General features: G+C 69.4%; 16 protein-coding genes. 9 read left to right on the top strand and 7 right to left on the bottom strand.

Features of this window, described 5'->3' with window-relative positions; translation table 11 throughout:
* Positions 1-65: 65 nt before the first annotated feature.
* The 3 genes from ACWGSK_RS06925 to ACWGSK_RS06935 form a co-directional block, all read right to left on the bottom strand.
* On the bottom strand, positions 66-809 hold the full coding sequence (locus ACWGSK_RS06925; protein ID WP_452455405.1) for a hypothetical protein: 744 nt from the start codon (positions 807-809) through the stop codon (positions 66-68).
* Positions 810-968: 159 nt separating this feature from the next.
* The gene (locus ACWGSK_RS06930; RefSeq protein ID WP_452455406.1) at positions 969-1460 is read right to left on the bottom strand and encodes a hypothetical protein; all 492 of its coding nucleotides are present in this window, start codon (positions 1458-1460) and stop codon (positions 969-971) included.
* A gap of 273 nt (positions 1461-1733) precedes the next feature.
* Positions 1734-2297 carry a gamma carbonic anhydrase family protein gene (locus ACWGSK_RS06935; RefSeq protein WP_358503814.1) on the bottom strand — a complete coding sequence of 188 codons (564 nt, stop codon included), beginning with the start codon at positions 2295-2297 and terminating at the stop codon, positions 1734-1736.
* Between the two features lie 377 nt (positions 2298-2674).
* On the opposite strand from ACWGSK_RS06935, the gene ACWGSK_RS06940 reads away from it, so the two are divergent.
* Positions 2675-3979 (top strand): cell division protein DivIVA, encoded by a 1305-nt coding sequence (locus ACWGSK_RS06940; protein WP_452455532.1) that lies wholly within the window; start codon positions 2675-2677, stop codon positions 3977-3979.
* A 131-nt stretch (positions 3980-4110) separates the two neighbouring features.
* A complete protein-coding gene (locus tag ACWGSK_RS06945) occupies positions 4111-4560 on the top strand; it encodes a GNAT family N-acetyltransferase (protein WP_358503812.1) in 450 nt (149 codons plus the stop codon).
* Between the two features lie 41 nt (positions 4561-4601).
* Here ACWGSK_RS06945 and ACWGSK_RS06950 read toward each other — a convergent pair whose 3' ends face one another.
* The gene (locus ACWGSK_RS06950; RefSeq protein ID WP_452455407.1) at positions 4602-6287 is read right to left on the bottom strand and encodes an MDR family MFS transporter; all 1686 of its coding nucleotides are present in this window, start codon (positions 6285-6287) and stop codon (positions 4602-4604) included.
* A gap of 189 nt (positions 6288-6476) precedes the next feature.
* Here ACWGSK_RS06950 and ACWGSK_RS06955 point away from each other — a divergent pair, with 189 nt between their 5' ends.
* Entirely contained in the window at positions 6477-7091 is a 615-nt protein-coding gene (locus ACWGSK_RS06955) for a TetR family transcriptional regulator (protein WP_452455408.1), read from the top strand.
* A gap of 107 nt (positions 7092-7198) precedes the next feature.
* Positions 7199-7849 (top strand): class I SAM-dependent methyltransferase, encoded by a 651-nt coding sequence (locus tag ACWGSK_RS06960; RefSeq protein ID WP_452455409.1) that lies wholly within the window; start codon positions 7199-7201, stop codon positions 7847-7849.
* 52 nt (positions 7850-7901) lie between these two features.
* Here the strand turns inward: ACWGSK_RS06960 and ACWGSK_RS06965 are convergent, their stop codons facing one another.
* A complete protein-coding gene (locus ACWGSK_RS06965; RefSeq protein WP_452455410.1) occupies positions 7902-8282 on the bottom strand; it encodes a RidA family protein in 381 nt (126 codons plus the stop codon).
* Positions 8283-8467: 185 nt separating this feature from the next.
* On the opposite strand from ACWGSK_RS06965, the gene ACWGSK_RS06970 reads away from it, so the two are divergent.
* Entirely contained in the window at positions 8468-10066 is a 1599-nt protein-coding gene (locus ACWGSK_RS06970) for an N-acyl-D-amino-acid deacylase family protein (RefSeq protein WP_452455411.1), read from the top strand.
* A 70-nt stretch (positions 10067-10136) separates the two neighbouring features.
* Here the strand turns inward: ACWGSK_RS06970 and ACWGSK_RS06975 are convergent, their stop codons facing one another.
* The gene (locus ACWGSK_RS06975; RefSeq protein ID WP_358503789.1) at positions 10137-10445 is read right to left on the bottom strand and encodes a hypothetical protein; all 309 of its coding nucleotides are present in this window, start codon (positions 10443-10445) and stop codon (positions 10137-10139) included.
* 217 nt (positions 10446-10662) lie between these two features.
* Here ACWGSK_RS06975 and ACWGSK_RS06980 point away from each other — a divergent pair, with 217 nt between their 5' ends.
* On the top strand, positions 10663-10962 hold the full coding sequence (locus ACWGSK_RS06980) for a DUF6412 domain-containing protein (RefSeq protein WP_358504071.1): 300 nt from the start codon (positions 10663-10665) through the stop codon (positions 10960-10962).
* 143 nt (positions 10963-11105) lie between these two features.
* The gene (locus tag ACWGSK_RS06985) at positions 11106-11801 is read left to right on the top strand and encodes a YidC/Oxa1 family membrane protein insertase (RefSeq protein ID WP_452455412.1); all 696 of its coding nucleotides are present in this window, start codon (positions 11106-11108) and stop codon (positions 11799-11801) included.
* Between the two features lie 4 nt (positions 11802-11805).
* Here the strand turns inward: ACWGSK_RS06985 and ACWGSK_RS06990 are convergent, their stop codons facing one another.
* The gene (locus ACWGSK_RS06990) at positions 11806-12423 is read right to left on the bottom strand and encodes a superoxide dismutase family protein (RefSeq protein ID WP_358503784.1); all 618 of its coding nucleotides are present in this window, start codon (positions 12421-12423) and stop codon (positions 11806-11808) included.
* A gap of 364 nt (positions 12424-12787) precedes the next feature.
* Between ACWGSK_RS06990 and ACWGSK_RS06995 the strand changes: the two genes are divergently transcribed.
* Both ACWGSK_RS06995 and ACWGSK_RS07000 read left to right on the top strand, forming a co-directional pair.
* The gene (locus ACWGSK_RS06995; protein ID WP_452455413.1) at positions 12788-13420 is read left to right on the top strand and encodes a YigZ family protein; all 633 of its coding nucleotides are present in this window, start codon (positions 12788-12790) and stop codon (positions 13418-13420) included.
* Positions 13421-13532: 112 nt separating this feature from the next.
* On the top strand, positions 13533-15011 hold the full coding sequence (locus ACWGSK_RS07000; protein ID WP_452455414.1) for an outer membrane protein assembly factor BamB family protein: 1479 nt from the start codon (positions 13533-13535) through the stop codon (positions 15009-15011).
* Positions 15012-15076: the final 65 nt, after the last annotated feature.

Below are 15076 nucleotides of genomic sequence, written 5' to 3' on the forward strand. Positions count from 1 at the left end.
TGGGCCTCCCTGCCCCGCGACACCCTGGACCGGGGTGTCGCGGAGCATCCGGGGGGTCGGTTCCGTCAGAGGGTGACCACGGAGTCGAAGGCGGCATCGATACCGTCGGTGACCTCGTCGCCTCCGCCGGTGTTCAAGCCGAGCATGAACGCGCCCTGGTCGCCGCCGAGCTCCATGACCAGGAATCTTCCGTAGGTGTTCGCACCGTCACCCGAGTCGCTGCCCATGGTCACCCCGAACGCGGGAACGCCGTCCACCTCGGTGGCGCCGTCCGGTTCGATCCACAGGTCGCCCTCCTCGGCGACCAGTTGGCCGACCATGTCCGTGGCCATGTCCACGGCGGTGAGCGCGAGGGGTTCGAGGGGGCCGAGTTCCTCGGTGCCGGTCACGATGATCGCCTCCGGATCCTCTGGTGAACCATGGATCGAGTAGGTGTCGTATTCCGATGGCACCTGGTCGTCACCGAGTCGCCGCCAGCCCTCACCGGGGAGTTGGAAGGCCAACCCCGCGTTCGGGTCGGAGACGGTGCCGGTCTCGACCGGAGTCCGGTCCGCTTCGCTCTCCCCGCCCTCGCCTGAGTCCTGCGACGCGGAGGCGTCACCCGAGGCGTCACCGGGGTCGGTCGAGGCGTCGTCGCGCGACAGGAACCATCCGACACCCGCCGCCGTGATCAGGAGGAAGAGGATCGTCACCGCGGCGGCGATGGTGAAGGTGACCTTGCGCGCGTTGTCCGGCTCTTCGGAGTCGTCGGTGTCGTGGAGGTCGAGGCGCCGCCGGGTCTCGGGGGCGGGCCTTTCGGGTTCGCGCATCCATGCTCCTGCGGGGGCGGCCGGTCGTGACCGGGGTGACCGAGGGGTCAGAAGGGTCACTACCCGGTGGCGGGGCCGTTGGAGCGGGCCGGAGGTGGCCGGATCAGGCCGCTTCGATCGGGAACCCGACGATCGAGCGAGGAGGGGCGCCGCCGGCGGTCAGATGTACCAGGGGGCGAGCCTGCGCAGGAGGGGGCCCTGGAGTGCGCGGTGGGTGTGGAAGTCCCCGAGGGCCTGGAGCGGGGCCCAAGGGGTGGATGGTCCCAGCGGGATCGGTCCGTGACCGTTGCCGGTGAGGGTCGCGTTCCGTTTCAGGTCCGTCGGTGGTCGCTCCGAGCGTGGATCGGGAGGGCGGGGCGCCGGAGCGATGCCGGCACCGCGTGGGGACGCTCCTTCGGGAGGCGTCGGCTCCGGGGCACGGGGATCGGGCTCTTCCCGTCCTGGTTCGGGGCACGGTGTCCCACCGGCCGGCGGGGTGTCCCCGTGGTCGCCCTCGGGGTGGTCCACGATCCCCAGGGCACGGTCGATCTCGTCGAGACTCAGGCTCTGATCGGTGTCGGCGACCGCTGTCAGGACCTCGGCGTACAGTTCGATCTCGTCGAGGGCGACATGATCGTGAAGGCGCTCACACAGATAGACGCCGTGGTTCATCGGTGCTCACCTCCGAGGGACGACGGTGTCGCCGGGCAGGACGGAAACGCCCACACCCTTGGCGTTCGGGCGGACGCGACGCGGTCCGCTCCGACAGGGGACGAGCACTCTCCAGACTAGGTCCGAGGGTGCTCCCCGCGCATGACTCGGGTGGGCCACCCACCCGCCCACCCGAGCTAGTCACACGGTGTCCGTTCCCTCCGGGGGAGGCGCGGCGAAGTCCCTGCGCCTCCCACCCCCCTGAGGCATGGGAGAGGTCGTCGACCCCGCCTTTCAGTACCAGGTGACGTCCTGGTGCTGCACGGCGTAGGCCGCGTACGCGGTCGGCGTGTGCTCCAGCACCAGGCGGTCGTCGTCGTTGAGCTCACGGACCACCTTTCCGGGAACGCCCGCCCACAGCGTGTTCGGTGGGACGACCTTGCCGGGGGCCACCAGGGAACCGGCGGCCACGAGAGCGCCCTCGCCGACCCGCGCGCCGCCGAGCACGATCGCGCCGATGCCGATGAGCGCACCCTCTTCGACGATCGCGCCGTGCACCATCGCCTTGTGACCCAGGCTCACGTTGTCGTGGAGGATCGCGGGCTGTCCGGGGTCGGCGTGCAGCCCGCACTGGTCCTGGATGTTGACCTTCTCACCCACCACGATGTCCTCGGTGTCGGCGCGGAGGACGGATCCGTACCAGACACTGCTTTCGGCACCCAGGCGGACGCGGCCGACCACGACCGCTCCCGGGGCGATCCAGGCGGTGGGATCGATCTCCGGTTCGCCGAAGGGGGCGCCCCCGATGAGCGGGCCTCCGCCCCGGCCCACGCCACCGTCGTCCGTCGCGCTGCCCATATGCCACGTCCTTCTTTCCGAGGTCGGTTCCCCTGAGGCCGAATGTGGAGGAAATTGACCGCCCGGCCCCCGTGTGGGGATGATCGCGCATACCTTAGTAAGTAGGTGACCAGGGTCCGCACGGTGAAGTACCCGTCAGGGATCTTGACGCGGCGGCGCGGCCCGTGTCTACCTTGGTCGTTTGGACGGTGTCCACGGCGTTACGCTCCGCTCTCGGCCGATGCCCCTCATCGAGCCGAGCCGGTGCATGAAACAGACACTTGAGGGCAGAACTCGCACAGGGGGACGCCTTGGGTGTTCTTTATACAGATGGCGCAGTTTTACCATCAGCGACGTGCAGTCAACGGTGTTAAGGACATGAAAGGCACATGAGCGATATGTTGCCGGGCGGCGGACTGCAGCAAGACAGGTTCCCGACAGTGCGCAAGGGCGGCTACGACAAGGCGCACGTCGACGACTACTACGTCCGAATGGACAATCAGTTCAAGGACCTCCGCGAACGTCTTCAGCGGATGGACGACGAACTGGAGCAGTACAAGCGTGACCTCGCGATCGCTCGCGAGAAGGCCCAGGTCAAGCCTGAGCACGAGCAGATCAGCGAGCGTATGGCGGAGATCCTGCGGATCGCCGAGGAAGAGGCCAAGGAGCGTCGTTCCCGGGTCGAGTCCGAGGTGAAGGAGGCCCAGAAGAAGGCCGAGGAGGAGGTCTCCAAACACCGTAAGGACGCCGAGGAGCACGCTGAGCGCATCGTCTCCTCCGCTCGCACCGAGGCCACCGAGATGGTCTCCGGCGCCAAGAAAGAGGCCGACCAGCTCCGCGAGCAGGCCAAGCAGGAGGGCGAGCGGCGGCTGAACGAGGCCGAGGCCCGGGCCCAGAAGATCCACGATACGGCCGATCGTCGACTGGCCACGCTCACGGCCACGCACGCCGAGGCGCTGCGTCGTCTGAAGGACATGCACTCGACGCTCGCCGAGCTGGTCACCGCCGAGGACAAGGCCGGCGCGCTCGAAATCGGTCTTTCGCGCGAGGCCGCCGTCGAGGCGGAGAAGCCCAAGGCCGAGGCTCCCAAGACCGGACCCAAGGGACCGCAGGGACGCCCGCCGCAGAACAAGGCGCCCGAGAACAAGGCGCCCGAGAACAAGGCACCCGAGAACAAGGCCCCGCAGGCCAAGGGCCCGGAGGGCGAGGCTCCCAAGGCCAAGACCCCGGAGGCCGAGCCGAAGCAGGACGAGGCCGCCGCCCAGACGCCGCCGCAGGCTCCGGACGAGGCGACGGTGCGCATCCAGCCGCTGCCCGAGAACGAGCAGGGTCGGCCGGACGAGGGCAAGGGTGGAGAGCCCAAGCCTGCGGCGCCCCAGCCGCCGCAGGGGGCCCGCTTCAACGCGCCCGCTCCGGATGGTCCGCCGAACGCGCCGCAGCAGCAGGCACCCGGTGGCCCGCAGCAGCCGCAGAGCGGTCCTCAGCAGCCCCAGAGCGGTCCCCAGCGTCCGCAGGGTGGGCCACAGCAGGCCCCCGGAGGTCCGCAGCAGGCGCCCAGCGGCCCGCAGCAGCCGCAGAGTGGCCAGGAGCAGTCCCCGACCGACACCGGGGACCCGGGTCTCACCGGTGTCTACCGTCGTCCGGAGAGCCGGCAGCAGCCTCCGACCAACGACGAGGGCGTGCGGGTCATCCGCAAACCCTGAGGGTTCGTCGGGAAGCACTCCGCCAGGTGGCGGGACGAGGGCGGGACGGTCGTCCCGCCCTCGGCGTTTTGTGACTGGTTGTAGGGTGTCGTCCGCCTTGTAGCAGGCTGTCGGCTACGATGCCGAAAGCCATGATGATTCGTGCGGCCATTCGGTCCGACCTCGGTGCGATCCTGCGCCTCTTGCGTGAACTCGGGGACACCACCCATACGCGGAGTGCGCACGTTCGTATGTCCTCCGCCGCGGTCCGGGCCTGGACCCGGATGGAGACCGACCCCGATCGCACCGTGCTGGTGGCCGAACGCCGCGGCCAGATCATCGGGACCCTCGACCTGATGGTCGTGGCCAACCTGACCCACGACGCCCAGCCGTGGGCGGTGGTCGACAACCTCGTCGTCGACCCCGAGACCCGCTTCCAGGGCATCGGCAGGGCCCTCATGGAGGACGCCCTGGACCGGGCCACCCGCGCGGGTTGCTACAAGGTCGAACTGCTCTCCCACGAGAGCCGGCAGGGCGCGCACCACTTCTACCGGAACCTGGGCTTCGACGACTCGGCCGAGGGTTTCCGCCGTTACCTCTGAACCCGGGGTGTGTGGACGACCCGGTCATGGGATGACCCGGGTCAGCCTTGGCGCCGCTCGGGACCTCCGCCGCGCAACGGCACCCCCTTCATGAAGGACACCGAGACCAGCCCGATCACGGCGATGGGGATCCCGGCGACGAACACACCCTGCATCGCGTGGTCGAAGGCGCCCACGATCACCTCACGGACGGGTTCGGGCAGCGAGTGCACCAACTCGGGCGACCCTTGGGCGGACTCGGCGGCCTGTTCCAGGCCGATCGACAGCTCCTCCGCGCCCGAGTCGACGTCCTCGACCCGGTCGGCGACCATCGCCTCCCTGGCCGCGGTGGCCGCGGCGGCCAGCTCACCGTTGAGTCGACCGACCATCACCGCCCCGAAGGCGGCCACGCCCATGGCGCCGCCCAGGTTCCGGAAGAAGGTCACCGAGGCGGTCCCGGAGGCCATGTCACGGAGCGGCAGGGCGCTCTGCGTGGCCAACAACAGGATCTGCATGTTGAGTCCGAAGCCCAGGCCCACGCACATCTGCCCGACGACGATCGTGGTCAGCCCGGGGACGATCTGCGCCAGGCTCAGCACGGTGAAACCGATGACGCACAGCACCATGCCCACCACCGGGTAGACCTTCCAGCGGCCGGTACCGCTGATGGCGTACCCGGAGCCGATCGAAGTGGTGAGGAAGGAACCCACGAGTGGCAGCGTCATCAGTCCGGAGACCGTGGGGCTCATGCCGTGCACCATCTGCAGGTACTGCGGCATGTAGATGATGAGCCCGAACATCATCATGCCGACGGTCACCGAGCCCGCGGAGGCCAGTACGAACGTGCGGTCCCGGAACAGGCGGGTCGGGATGATGGGTTCGGCGGCGCGACGTTCGACCAGGACCGCGGTGAGGGTCAGCAGTACCGCGCCCGCTCCCATGACGTAGGCGGTCGGCGAGTTCCACGGGAACTGGGTCCCACCCAGGCTGAGCAGGACGATCACCGTGCTGGCAGCACAGAAGATCAGTGCGGCCCCGAGCCGGTCCACCGGCGCGTCACGGCGCGGGGCGAACGGCATCCGGAACATGAACTGGACGACGGTGAAGGCCACCACGGCGAGTGGAACGGTGATGAGGAAGCACCAACGCCACCCCAGGGGGCTGTCCACGAGGAAGCCGCCGACCAGCGGGCCCAGCACGGTGGACACACCGAAGACCATGCCGATCAGACCGCTGTAGCGGCCACGCTCACGCGGGGAGACGACATCGCCCAGGATGATGTTGGGCAGGGTGGCGAGCCCCCCGACCCCCAGTCCTTGGAGGGCGCGCGCGGCGATGAGCCAGTTGATGTCCTGGGCGAACCCGGCGGCGAGTGAGGCCACGATGAAGACGCCGAGGGCGATCTGGAAGAGGAGTTTGCGTCCCCACAGGTCGGAGAGCTTGCCCCAGACCGGTGTGGAGGCGGTCATGGTGAGCAGCGCCGCCGTGGCCACCCAGGCCAGCCGGTCCTGTCCGCCGAGTTCGCCCATGATGGTGGGCAACGCGGTCCCGATGATCGAGTTGGTGAGCATCGAGGTGAGCATCGCCAGCACGAGACCGACCATGATCCGGCGCACGACGGGCCGTGGCGGGTAGTCGGGGGTCTCGGGAGCGGGGCCGGACGTCGGTGCCGCCGCGGGATCCTCGGGGATTTTCGCCTTCGGGACGGGTTCTCGGGTCTTCGACATTCCGCGCGGCGACTGTTCCATGGGTTCCCCGTTCCGGACGCACGAAAGCCCCACGGCACGACAACCGGGGGGCGGCATCCGGATTCAGGTATAGGTAAACGCTGTTGACCTGTCAAGTCGGCGTCACTCGAACGCCGCCGGTATGCGCTGGGTCCACGGAGGTGGGACCCTGGAATCCTGAAAGTCGGATCGAGGCCCCAAGGGGTGCAGATGGAGCGTCCGGACGCGACCGGAAGCGGTGCCACCGTCCCCACGCGCCGCCGTGAGGTGACCAGGGAACGCATCCTCACCAGCGCCAAGGAGCTCTTCGCACAGGAAGGGTTCGGTTCGGTCTCCTCTCGGATGATCGCCTCGCACGCCGGGGTGAACGTCGCGCTGATCAACCGGTACTTCGGTTCCAAGGCCGGGCTGCTCACCGAGATCCTGCGCGAGGACGGCGTCTTTCCCCGCCTCATCACCGACGGCCCGGTCGAGGAACTACCTCGTCGACTCGCCGAGCACGCGGTGGGGCGGTTGCACGGGGAGGGGAGCACACTACAGCGGGCCTTGGACCACTCGGCCGGGGATCCGGACTTGCAGGCCGTCTACCAGGGGAGACTCAAGAGCGCGTTCATCGAACCACTCGTCGAGTACCTGGGGCGGGAGAACGCCGAGGTGCACGCCTCCCTGATCGCCGCCGTGTGGCTGGGCCTGGGACGGGTCCGACGCATCGAAGGTGGTGAGGCACTGCGTGGGCAGGACCGCACGCGGCTCACCGCGCGGATCCAGGCCATGTTGGAGTTGTGCCTGGAGGACCTCGGAACCCCGGACCCGGACGATCCCTAGAGCTCCCGTGCTCGTGCCGGCCGGGGTGAACGTCCGTTGCCGTACCGGCAAGGGAAGTGGCCACGCGGATCGCGGACGACGAGAGTGTGGTCGGAGGTGGTCGATCAATGACCCAGGAGCACGGAGCCGCGCCCCAAGAGATGGGCGAGGACTTCTGGAACGAGCGTTACCGGTCCAAGGACCGGATCTGGAGCGGTGAGCCCAACCGTCATCTGGTGGCGGAGGTCGCCGGACTCGAACCCGGACGCGCCTTGGACGTGGGCAGTGGGGAGGGGGCCGACGCCCTGTGGCTGGCCGAGCGGGGGTGGCGGGTCACCGCGGTCGACATCTCGTCCGTGGCACTGGACCGCGCTGAGGCCCACGCGCGGGAGCGGGGCGCGGAGATCTCCGAACGAGTCACGTGGCTGAAGGCCGACGTGACCCGCTGGTCTCCGCCGGGACCGCCCTTCGACCTGGTCACGGCCCAGTTCATGCACTTGTTCCCCAACCCCCGGGCGCGCCTGTTCGCCGACCTGACCGCGGTGGTGGCGCCCGGTGGCGAGCTGTTGGTCGTCGCGCATCACCCGAGCGACCTGAAGACCGGGGTGCCTCGGCCGCCCATGCCGGAACTGTTCTACGAGGGCGAGGCGGTGACCACGGCGCTCACCGAGGGGGAGTGGCGGGTGCTCGTCGACGAGTCCCGCCCGGGGCGACAGACGATCGACGACGTCACCTACACCGTCCACGACCTCGTGGTCAGGGCCCGCCGTTCGGGGTAGGTACCGCGAAGGGCGGGTCGGCCGCCCCGGGGCCTTCCGGGGCGGCCCGACCTCAGTCCTTGAGCTTGGCGACGACGTCGATCTCGACGAGGATGTTCGCGAGGTCGGAGCCCACGGTCGTCCGCACGGGGTAGGGGGCGGTGAAGTGTTCCGCGTAGACGGCGTTGAACTCGGGGAAGTCCGCCCTGAGGTTCTCCAGGTGGACGGTGGCCTTGACGACGTCGTCCAAGGTCAGCCCGTGTTCGGCCAGGACGGCGGCGACGTTGGCCAGGACCTGGGCGGTCTGTTCGCCCACGGTCGGCGCGACGCGCCCCGTCCGGGGGTCCTGGGGGCCGAACCCGGCGGTGAACAGGAATCCGCCCGCGACGACGCCCTGGCTGTAGGCACCGGCGGGGACGGGGGCCCGGTCGGTCTGGACCGCCTGCTTGGACATGGGGTCTCCTTCGGTCGGAGGGTCGCGTGCACATGCGCGCGCCGCTGCTCGTGCGGACTCAGGGCGGGCCACGGGCACTTTTATTGGCAACAAAGTTACCAATTATTTGCCCGTAAGCGTATCTTGGGCCACACCGACACCCGCGCTTCGGCGCGCCGGGCGACGGTGACCCGAACGGAGGAACAGTGCAGCCCGAGACCGTACTCAGTGGGGGACGGGTCGTCGACGGCTCGGGCGGCCCCTCCCGCCTGGCCGACCTCGTCCTACGCGACGGCCGCATCAGCCACATAGTCTCGCCCGGATCCGCCCGATCCGCCGGTGAGACCCTCGACGTGAGCGGCCTCGTCGTCGCACCGGGCTTCGTCGACATGCACGCCCACTCCGACCTCGCCCTGCTCGCGGACCCGGCCCACGAGGCCAAGGTCCGCCAAGGCGTCACCCTCGAAGTGCTCGGCCAGGACGGACTCGGCTACGCCCCCGTCACCGACGACACGGTCGAACCGATTCGCGAGCAGATCTCCGCCTGGAACGGAACCCCCGACCTGGACCACACGTGGCGGAGCGTGGGCGAGTACCTGGACCGCGTCGACCGTGGGGCCCCCACCAACGCCGCCTACCTCGTCCCCCACGGCAACGTCCGAATGGCGGTCCTGGGCAACGAGGACCGTCCGCCCACCGACGCCGAACTCGACCGGATGCGCGCCATGGTGGCCCAGGGCATGGCAGACGGAGCGCACGGACTCTCCACCGGACTGACCTACACCCCGGGCATGTACGCGACCGACGACGAGATCGTCGCCCTCCTCGGGCCGGTCCGAGAGGCCGGCGGCTACTACTGCCCCCACCACCGCAACTACGGTTCTCGGGTCGTGGAGTCCTACCAGGAATGCCTGGACGTGGCCCGCCGCGCGCACGTCCCGCTCCACCTGGCCCACTGCCACGTCAACTTCCCCCGCAACCGAGGGCGGGCCCGCGAGGTCCTGGACGCCATCGACGAGGCCACCGTCCGCTTCGGACTCGACGTCACCCTCGACAGCTACCCCTACCGGGCCAGCGCCACCTACCTGGCCGCTCCGTTGCCGAGCTGGGCGCAGGAGGGTGGCACCACCGCCACCCTCGACCGGTTGAGCGATCCGGACACCCGTGGCCGGATCCTGCGGGAGGTGGAGACCAAGGGCACCGACGGCAACCACGGCGTCCCCATGGACTGGGGGACCCTCGTCGTCACCGGCACCGCCGACCCGGGCCTGTCCTGGGCGGTCGGGCACTCCATCGCCGACCTGGCGGCACGTAGGGGCGAGGAACCGGGACGTCTGTACGTCGACCTGTTGGTCGCCGACGAACTCCGCAGCGGCTGTCTGCTCCAGGTCGGCAACGAGGAGAACATCCGCACCATCATGCGGCACAGCGCGCACACCGCCGGCAGTGACGGCATCCTCGTCGGTGACCGGCCGCACCCGCGTGGTTGGGGCACCTTCCCCCACTACCTGGGCCACTACGTTCGCGAACTGGGCCTGCTCAGCCTGGAGGAATGCGTGCGGCACCTGACCTCCCGGCCGGCGCAACGCCTGGGCCTGGCCGACCGCGGCACCATTCAGTTGGGGTCCCACGCCGACCTCGTCGTCTTCGATCCCGACACCGTCGCCGCCCGCGCCACCTACGACGACCCCCGCCGCACCCCGGTGGGTATCGAACACGTGCTGCTCTCCGGCGAGTTCACCGTCCGGGACGGTCGACGCACCGATCGCCTCCCCGGCCGCTCAGTACGTAGGAATCGCCGATGATCGCCATCGCCAACGTCGATGTCAAAGGTCGGTCACCGTCGCGATGTCCACCAGTGACCGGGGGCCGGGGTCAGCCGATGACGATGGCGCCGGCCAGGACCGGGGTGCCGAAGCGGACGCTGCCGTGACCGGAGGCCAGGGTGCGGCTGCCCTGACAGCTGGTTCCGGCGAACAACGCGAAGCGTGAGTCCCCCTCGATCTCCACGACACCGCCCTGGCCGGTCTCCAGCACTCGGCAACCGCCGTTCTCCACGTTCTGTTCGTGTCCCGACTCGAAGGTGACCCGGACCGGGGTGGTCCGATCCTTGTCGGACATGCCCGAGATGGCTCCAGCGATGGTCGCGGACATGGTGGCAAGGTTCGCAGGGCGGATCGGCACGGGGTTCCCCTCTTCGGAAGGCTCGCGCGAGCCCGGAAAGACACGGCGGAGATGGTTACTCTGTGTCATTTAGCTACAGGTTCGCGTGATCGGAGTGGAACGTCGGCGGAGTGTCGGCGGAATTTCTCCCTTGGCCGAGCGGCGACTTTGTCCGTATGATGGTGGCCGGATGTGATCGCGGTCGGTGGCTGCGGTGACCGAGATCGAAGGGGGCCGGGTGCACTACCTGCTTCCCCTGTTCGACTTCCTCCTCCTCGGCGTCCTTCCCACCGAGCTCCTCGGTCTCGGGACCCAGGGACCGGCCCTCGTGCTGGTGGCGGTGGCCGTCGGCACGGCCCTGACCTGGATGGTCCTGCACGGAACGGCCCCGTGGCCGGTCGGCGACAGCGCCACCGGCGCCGGTCGCGCGATGCGGCGGCGTTCCGCCCGACTGCCCGTCCTCACCCTCCGCGATCCCGACGCCGCGGGTCGACCACGCCCCCGAGCGCCAGGACAGGCCCTTCCGGCCGCTCTCTAGATTCGTGCGCCTCGCGGTGACCATGTCCCGCCCCGCGCTCTGACACGCGTCCCCTCCCGTGTCCGGCGCGGCCTCGTGCGCACCCCGATCCACGACGAGCGGCCCACGTCCGAACTCTCCACCTGGACGAAGGGCCTTCCACCTTGTACACCTTCGGGCCGATCGCGGCTCTCATCGACGTGCTCTCGGCGACCCTCGCCGTACTGACCGACCTGCTCGCCCCGTTCTCCGGGGCCTTCGCCGCCGGTCTGGCGGTGATCGCGCTGACCGTGGCCGTGCGCGTGCTGCTCCTGCCCCTGGGGGTGGCGCAGGTGCGCGCGGAGAAGCAGCGTGCCCGCCTCGCCCCGCGTCTGGCGGCGATCACCGAACGCCATGGCAAGAACCCCGAAAGGCTGATCGCCGAACAGCGCAAGGTCTACTCCGAGGCGGGGACCGGGCCGATGGCCGGCTGTCTCCCGGGGCTCGCTCAGGTTCCGATCATGATCGCCCTGTACGGGCTGTTCATCGGGGTCGCACCCGGTACGGAAGAGCTGTTGCGGCGCACCTTCGCGGGGGTCGAACTGGGTGCCACCCTGGCCGGCGGTTCCTTCGCCCCGGTATTCGTCGTGATGCTGGTCGTGCTGGCCGCCGTGGCCTGGGCCAGCCGTCGGTACGTCATGTTGCCGACCATGCAGGCGGGCCCCACTCAGCCGCCGATGCTCGGGGCCCTGTCCTACCTGCAGTTCTTCACCGTGCTCGTCGCGGTGTTCGTGCCGTTGGCCGCGGGACTGTACCTGTGCGCCTCCACCGCGTGGGCGCTGGGCGAGAAGCTCGTCCTGCGTCGGCTCATCCCCGACTAGGGGCTCAGAACTCCACGGTCACGCAGGCCAGGCGGTCGCCCGCCGTGCCTGCGTGGCCCTCGTGGGTCGCGGTGTGCTCGTCGTGCAGGACCAGGGAGTTGGCCTCCCCCTCGCGGAACTCCCAGTCGACCGTGGTGGTGACGTAGGCGTTGCCACTGGAGTCGGTGGTCATGTCCAGCCACACCTCGTTCTCCGGGTTGGCGTAGGCCGGGTCGGCGGAGGGCTCGTCCTCCGTCGCGGCCGGGTCGACCTCGTCCTGGTAGTGCGGTCCGGCGTCGGCGGGGTCCTCGCCACAGGGCTTGGTGTGCACGTGGGCGCCGAAGTCCCGGTCGGCCTCCAGCCCGGTTCCGGTGAACTGTACGTACGTGGCCCCGTCCTGGACACGTACCTGGACGTCGGCGGTGGCGCCTTCGGGCACGGCGGTCTCGTCGTAGGTGACCGCGCCGGTGCTCTCACTCGGGGGAAGGAAGATCGACGCCGTCACGCTGGGCTCGGCGGTGGGTTGGGCCGAGGGGCCCGCGCCGGAAGCGGAACCGTCGTTGGTCGTGGGCGCTCCCTGGGCGCACCCGGCGACGAGGAAGGCGGTCAGTGCCAGGCCCACGGCGGGTGAGGTGGTGCGCATGTCGGGACTCCCGGGTGATAGTCGCTTGATGTCCGCAACGTTACCCAATGTGTGTACCTGATAACAGCGAGTGCGGAAATTCTGATGTGCCCGGAGGAACGAAGCGCTCGCGGAGAATGAACGCGTCGAGTCGGGTCCGTCGCCCTGTGGGGGTTCCAAGCTCGTCCCGGCATACTCCGGCGAAGGGACCGTACCAGTCCGAGGGGCGCGGTCAGGTCCGGGTCGAACGCCGCGAGCGCGGCCATGCGCACGGTGGGGCACCGTTGTCACCGCCCTTCCAACGACGAAGATCTCTGAGCGTCGGGATCGTCCCGAAAGCCGGCAGACTGTGCGTCGAACCCACGACCTCTGCTGAACAGGCGACATGCGAACGATCAGACGCGGCGGCGAACACGAGATCGAGATCAAGAAGTCCCGGTTCATCTGCGCCATGGCCAGGGTGGACGGCGAGGAGGCCGCGCGCGCGTTCATCGCCGAACGTCGCAAGGAGCACTGGAACGCCAACCACAACTGCACCGCCTACGTGCTCGGTGAGGACGGTGGGGTCCAGCGTTCCAGCGACGACGGCGAACCCGCCGGGACCGCCGGGGTGCCCATGCTCGAAGTGCTGCGCCACCGGCGAATCACCGACACCGTCGCGGTCGTCACCCGCTACTTCGGTGGCACCAAGCTCGGTGCCGGCGGCCTGATCAGGGCCTACGGCAACTCCGTGTCGGCGGCGGTGGAGGAGTTCGGTCTGCTGGAGCGCCGGTCGCTGCTGGTGGTGGACGTCCACGCCGACTACGTCCTGGGTGGGCGGTTGGAGAGTGACCTGCGCGACTCTTCGCTCAACGTTCGCGACGTCGCCTACGAGGAGCGGGTCCGTATCGAGGTGGCCCTTCCAGAGGACGAGCTTCCCGCGTTCGAGCTGCGTCTGGCCGAACTGACCGGGGGCCGCGCCGAGTTCGAGGTCCAGGGGACCACCGTGATCGAGGTGGAACCCGACTCGGACGCCTGAACGTTCGGTGCTCACGTACAGGTAACGAGTGGTGGGCTCCGTGTATCCACTTGACCGCTTCGCGGCTTAGGATTTGCCGTAATCATCATCGTTTCATCGGGAGAGACCGTCAATGCGCAGCTCACGCGTGCCCCAGGCCCTGACCTGTGGTCTCGTGGTGCTGATGGTCGCGGGATGTACCGGTGATCCGGAACCCCCGGAGTCACCGGCCGAGCAGGAGACCGCCCCCATCCCCACCGAGTTCGAGGGGGAACCCCCGCCCGGAATCGAGGGTGAGGTCCTGCGCCACCTGCACGGCGAGGACGCGGGTGTCCACGAGATCCTCGACGACCCGATGGGAGTGCGCATCAGCCCCGTGGGCGGAGCCTTCCTCATCAGCTCCGGCGGCGAGGACCGCCACCTGTTGCACGACGCCGCCACCGGTGACCTCCTCTGGGAGGGCGAGGCGCGTTTCCGGGGTTTCGACGTCGACACCGAGGGCGACCCGGTCCTGGCCCTGAGCGACACCGACGATCGACCGTTCGTGCTGGACGCCCGCGGACAGACCCTGTGGGAGCCCGCCGAGGAGGAGGACCGCTACCTGGACGGGCTGGCGGTGCGCCGACCGAGTGAGTGGAGCGCCGAGGAACCCGACGGCGACTACACGGTGCTGGACGTCGACGGCGAAGAGCTGTGGACCTACACCCTCGAACCCGAGCCCGACGAAGAGGACGAGGGGTCCGACGAGGAGTCCGAGGAGCCTGGTGAGTCCGAGGACGAGGAGACCGAAGCGGAACCGGTCGACCCGCTGGGCGTTCCGGTCTCCGCCTGGGATGACACGATCCTGCTAGAGGACGCCGAATCGGGCCTGCACGCCTACTCGGTCGCCCCTGAGGAGGCCGGTGAACACGTCTGGTCGCTGGACACCGAGAACGAGGAACTCGGTCTGTCCAACGCCCCCGTGAGCGTCCCGGAGGTCCTCGGACTGTACGAGGTCCCGGACCCCGAGGCCCGGGAGACCGGGGACGAGGAGACCGACGGGGAGGACGTCGACGAGGAGGCTCCCGAGGAGGAGCCCACCAAGGACGTCATGCTGTTGCGTTGGGCCCAGCCCGAGGCGCCCTCGACGCTGTCCGCGCACGACATCGACGACGGCGATGTCCTGTGGACGCTTCGGGAGCCCGGGGCCAACCCCGTCTCCGCCCTCTTCGAGGAGGCCGGTACCCCCGGAGGGCTCTACGACTCCGACACCGCCACCCTCCTGCTGTCCCAGGCCAGCGGCGGCGCTCCCATGGTCGCCGTCGACCTGGTGGCGGGCGAGATCCGCTGGGGCCTGGAAGACGAGGCGGGCGCGATCTCCCCCGCCTTCGCACACGCCGGGTTCGTCTACGGGGACACCCGCTCCAACGAGGACGGCGACAACCAGTTGGTGCTGGAGGCCGAGACCATGGACGTGGTCGCCGACGACCTGGACGCCTACGTGGAGGCCGTCACGGAGACCGGGCACGCCATCCTCGTCCAGGGCCGACAACGGTTCGTCTACGGCCCGGGCCCCGAGGCCGACTCCGACGTCGACGGTGAGACCGACGCCCCCGCGGAGGACGCGAGTTAGAGGTCCACCCCCTACCCCGCGGACGGCTGTCCGGGTGGACGCGGTACGAGACGGGAGAGTGAGGC

Source organism: Nocardiopsis sp. NPDC055551, from assembly GCF_053619415.1.

What these genes read in the sequence shown, in the direction of transcription:
- ACWGSK_RS06935 (WP_358503814.1), bottom strand. Translation starts at nt 2,297, where the DNA reads ATGGGCAGCGCGACGGACGACGGTGGCGTGGGCCGGGGCGGAGGCCCG.
- ACWGSK_RS06990 (WP_358503784.1), bottom strand. Translation starts at nt 12,423, where the DNA reads ATGCGCACCACCTCACCCGCCGTGGGCCTGGCACTGACCGCCTTCCTC.
- ACWGSK_RS06995 (WP_452455413.1), top strand. Translation starts at nt 12,788, where the DNA reads ATGCGAACGATCAGACGCGGCGGCGAACACGAGATCGAGATCAAGAAG.
- ACWGSK_RS06945 (WP_358503812.1), top strand. Translation starts at nt 4,111, where the DNA reads ATGATGATTCGTGCGGCCATTCGGTCCGACCTCGGTGCGATCCTGCGC.
- ACWGSK_RS06950 (WP_452455407.1), bottom strand. Translation starts at nt 6,287, where the DNA reads ATGGAACAGTCGCCGCGCGGAATGTCGAAGACCCGAGAACCCGTCCCG.
- ACWGSK_RS06925 (WP_452455405.1), bottom strand. Translation starts at nt 809, where the DNA reads ATGCGCGAACCCGAAAGGCCCGCCCCCGAGACCCGGCGGCGCCTCGAC.
- ACWGSK_RS06965 (WP_452455410.1), bottom strand. Translation starts at nt 8,282, where the DNA reads ATGTCCAAGCAGGCGGTCCAGACCGACCGGGCCCCCGTCCCCGCCGGT.
- ACWGSK_RS06940 (WP_452455532.1), top strand. Translation starts at nt 2,675, where the DNA reads ATGTTGCCGGGCGGCGGACTGCAGCAAGACAGGTTCCCGACAGTGCGC.
- ACWGSK_RS07000 (WP_452455414.1), top strand. Translation starts at nt 13,533, where the DNA reads ATGCGCAGCTCACGCGTGCCCCAGGCCCTGACCTGTGGTCTCGTGGTG.
- ACWGSK_RS06930 (WP_452455406.1), bottom strand. Translation starts at nt 1,460, where the DNA reads ATGAACCACGGCGTCTATCTGTGTGAGCGCCTTCACGATCATGTCGCC.
- ACWGSK_RS06955 (WP_452455408.1), top strand. Translation starts at nt 6,477, where the DNA reads ATGGAGCGTCCGGACGCGACCGGAAGCGGTGCCACCGTCCCCACGCGC.
- ACWGSK_RS06960 (WP_452455409.1), top strand. Translation starts at nt 7,199, where the DNA reads ATGACCCAGGAGCACGGAGCCGCGCCCCAAGAGATGGGCGAGGACTTC.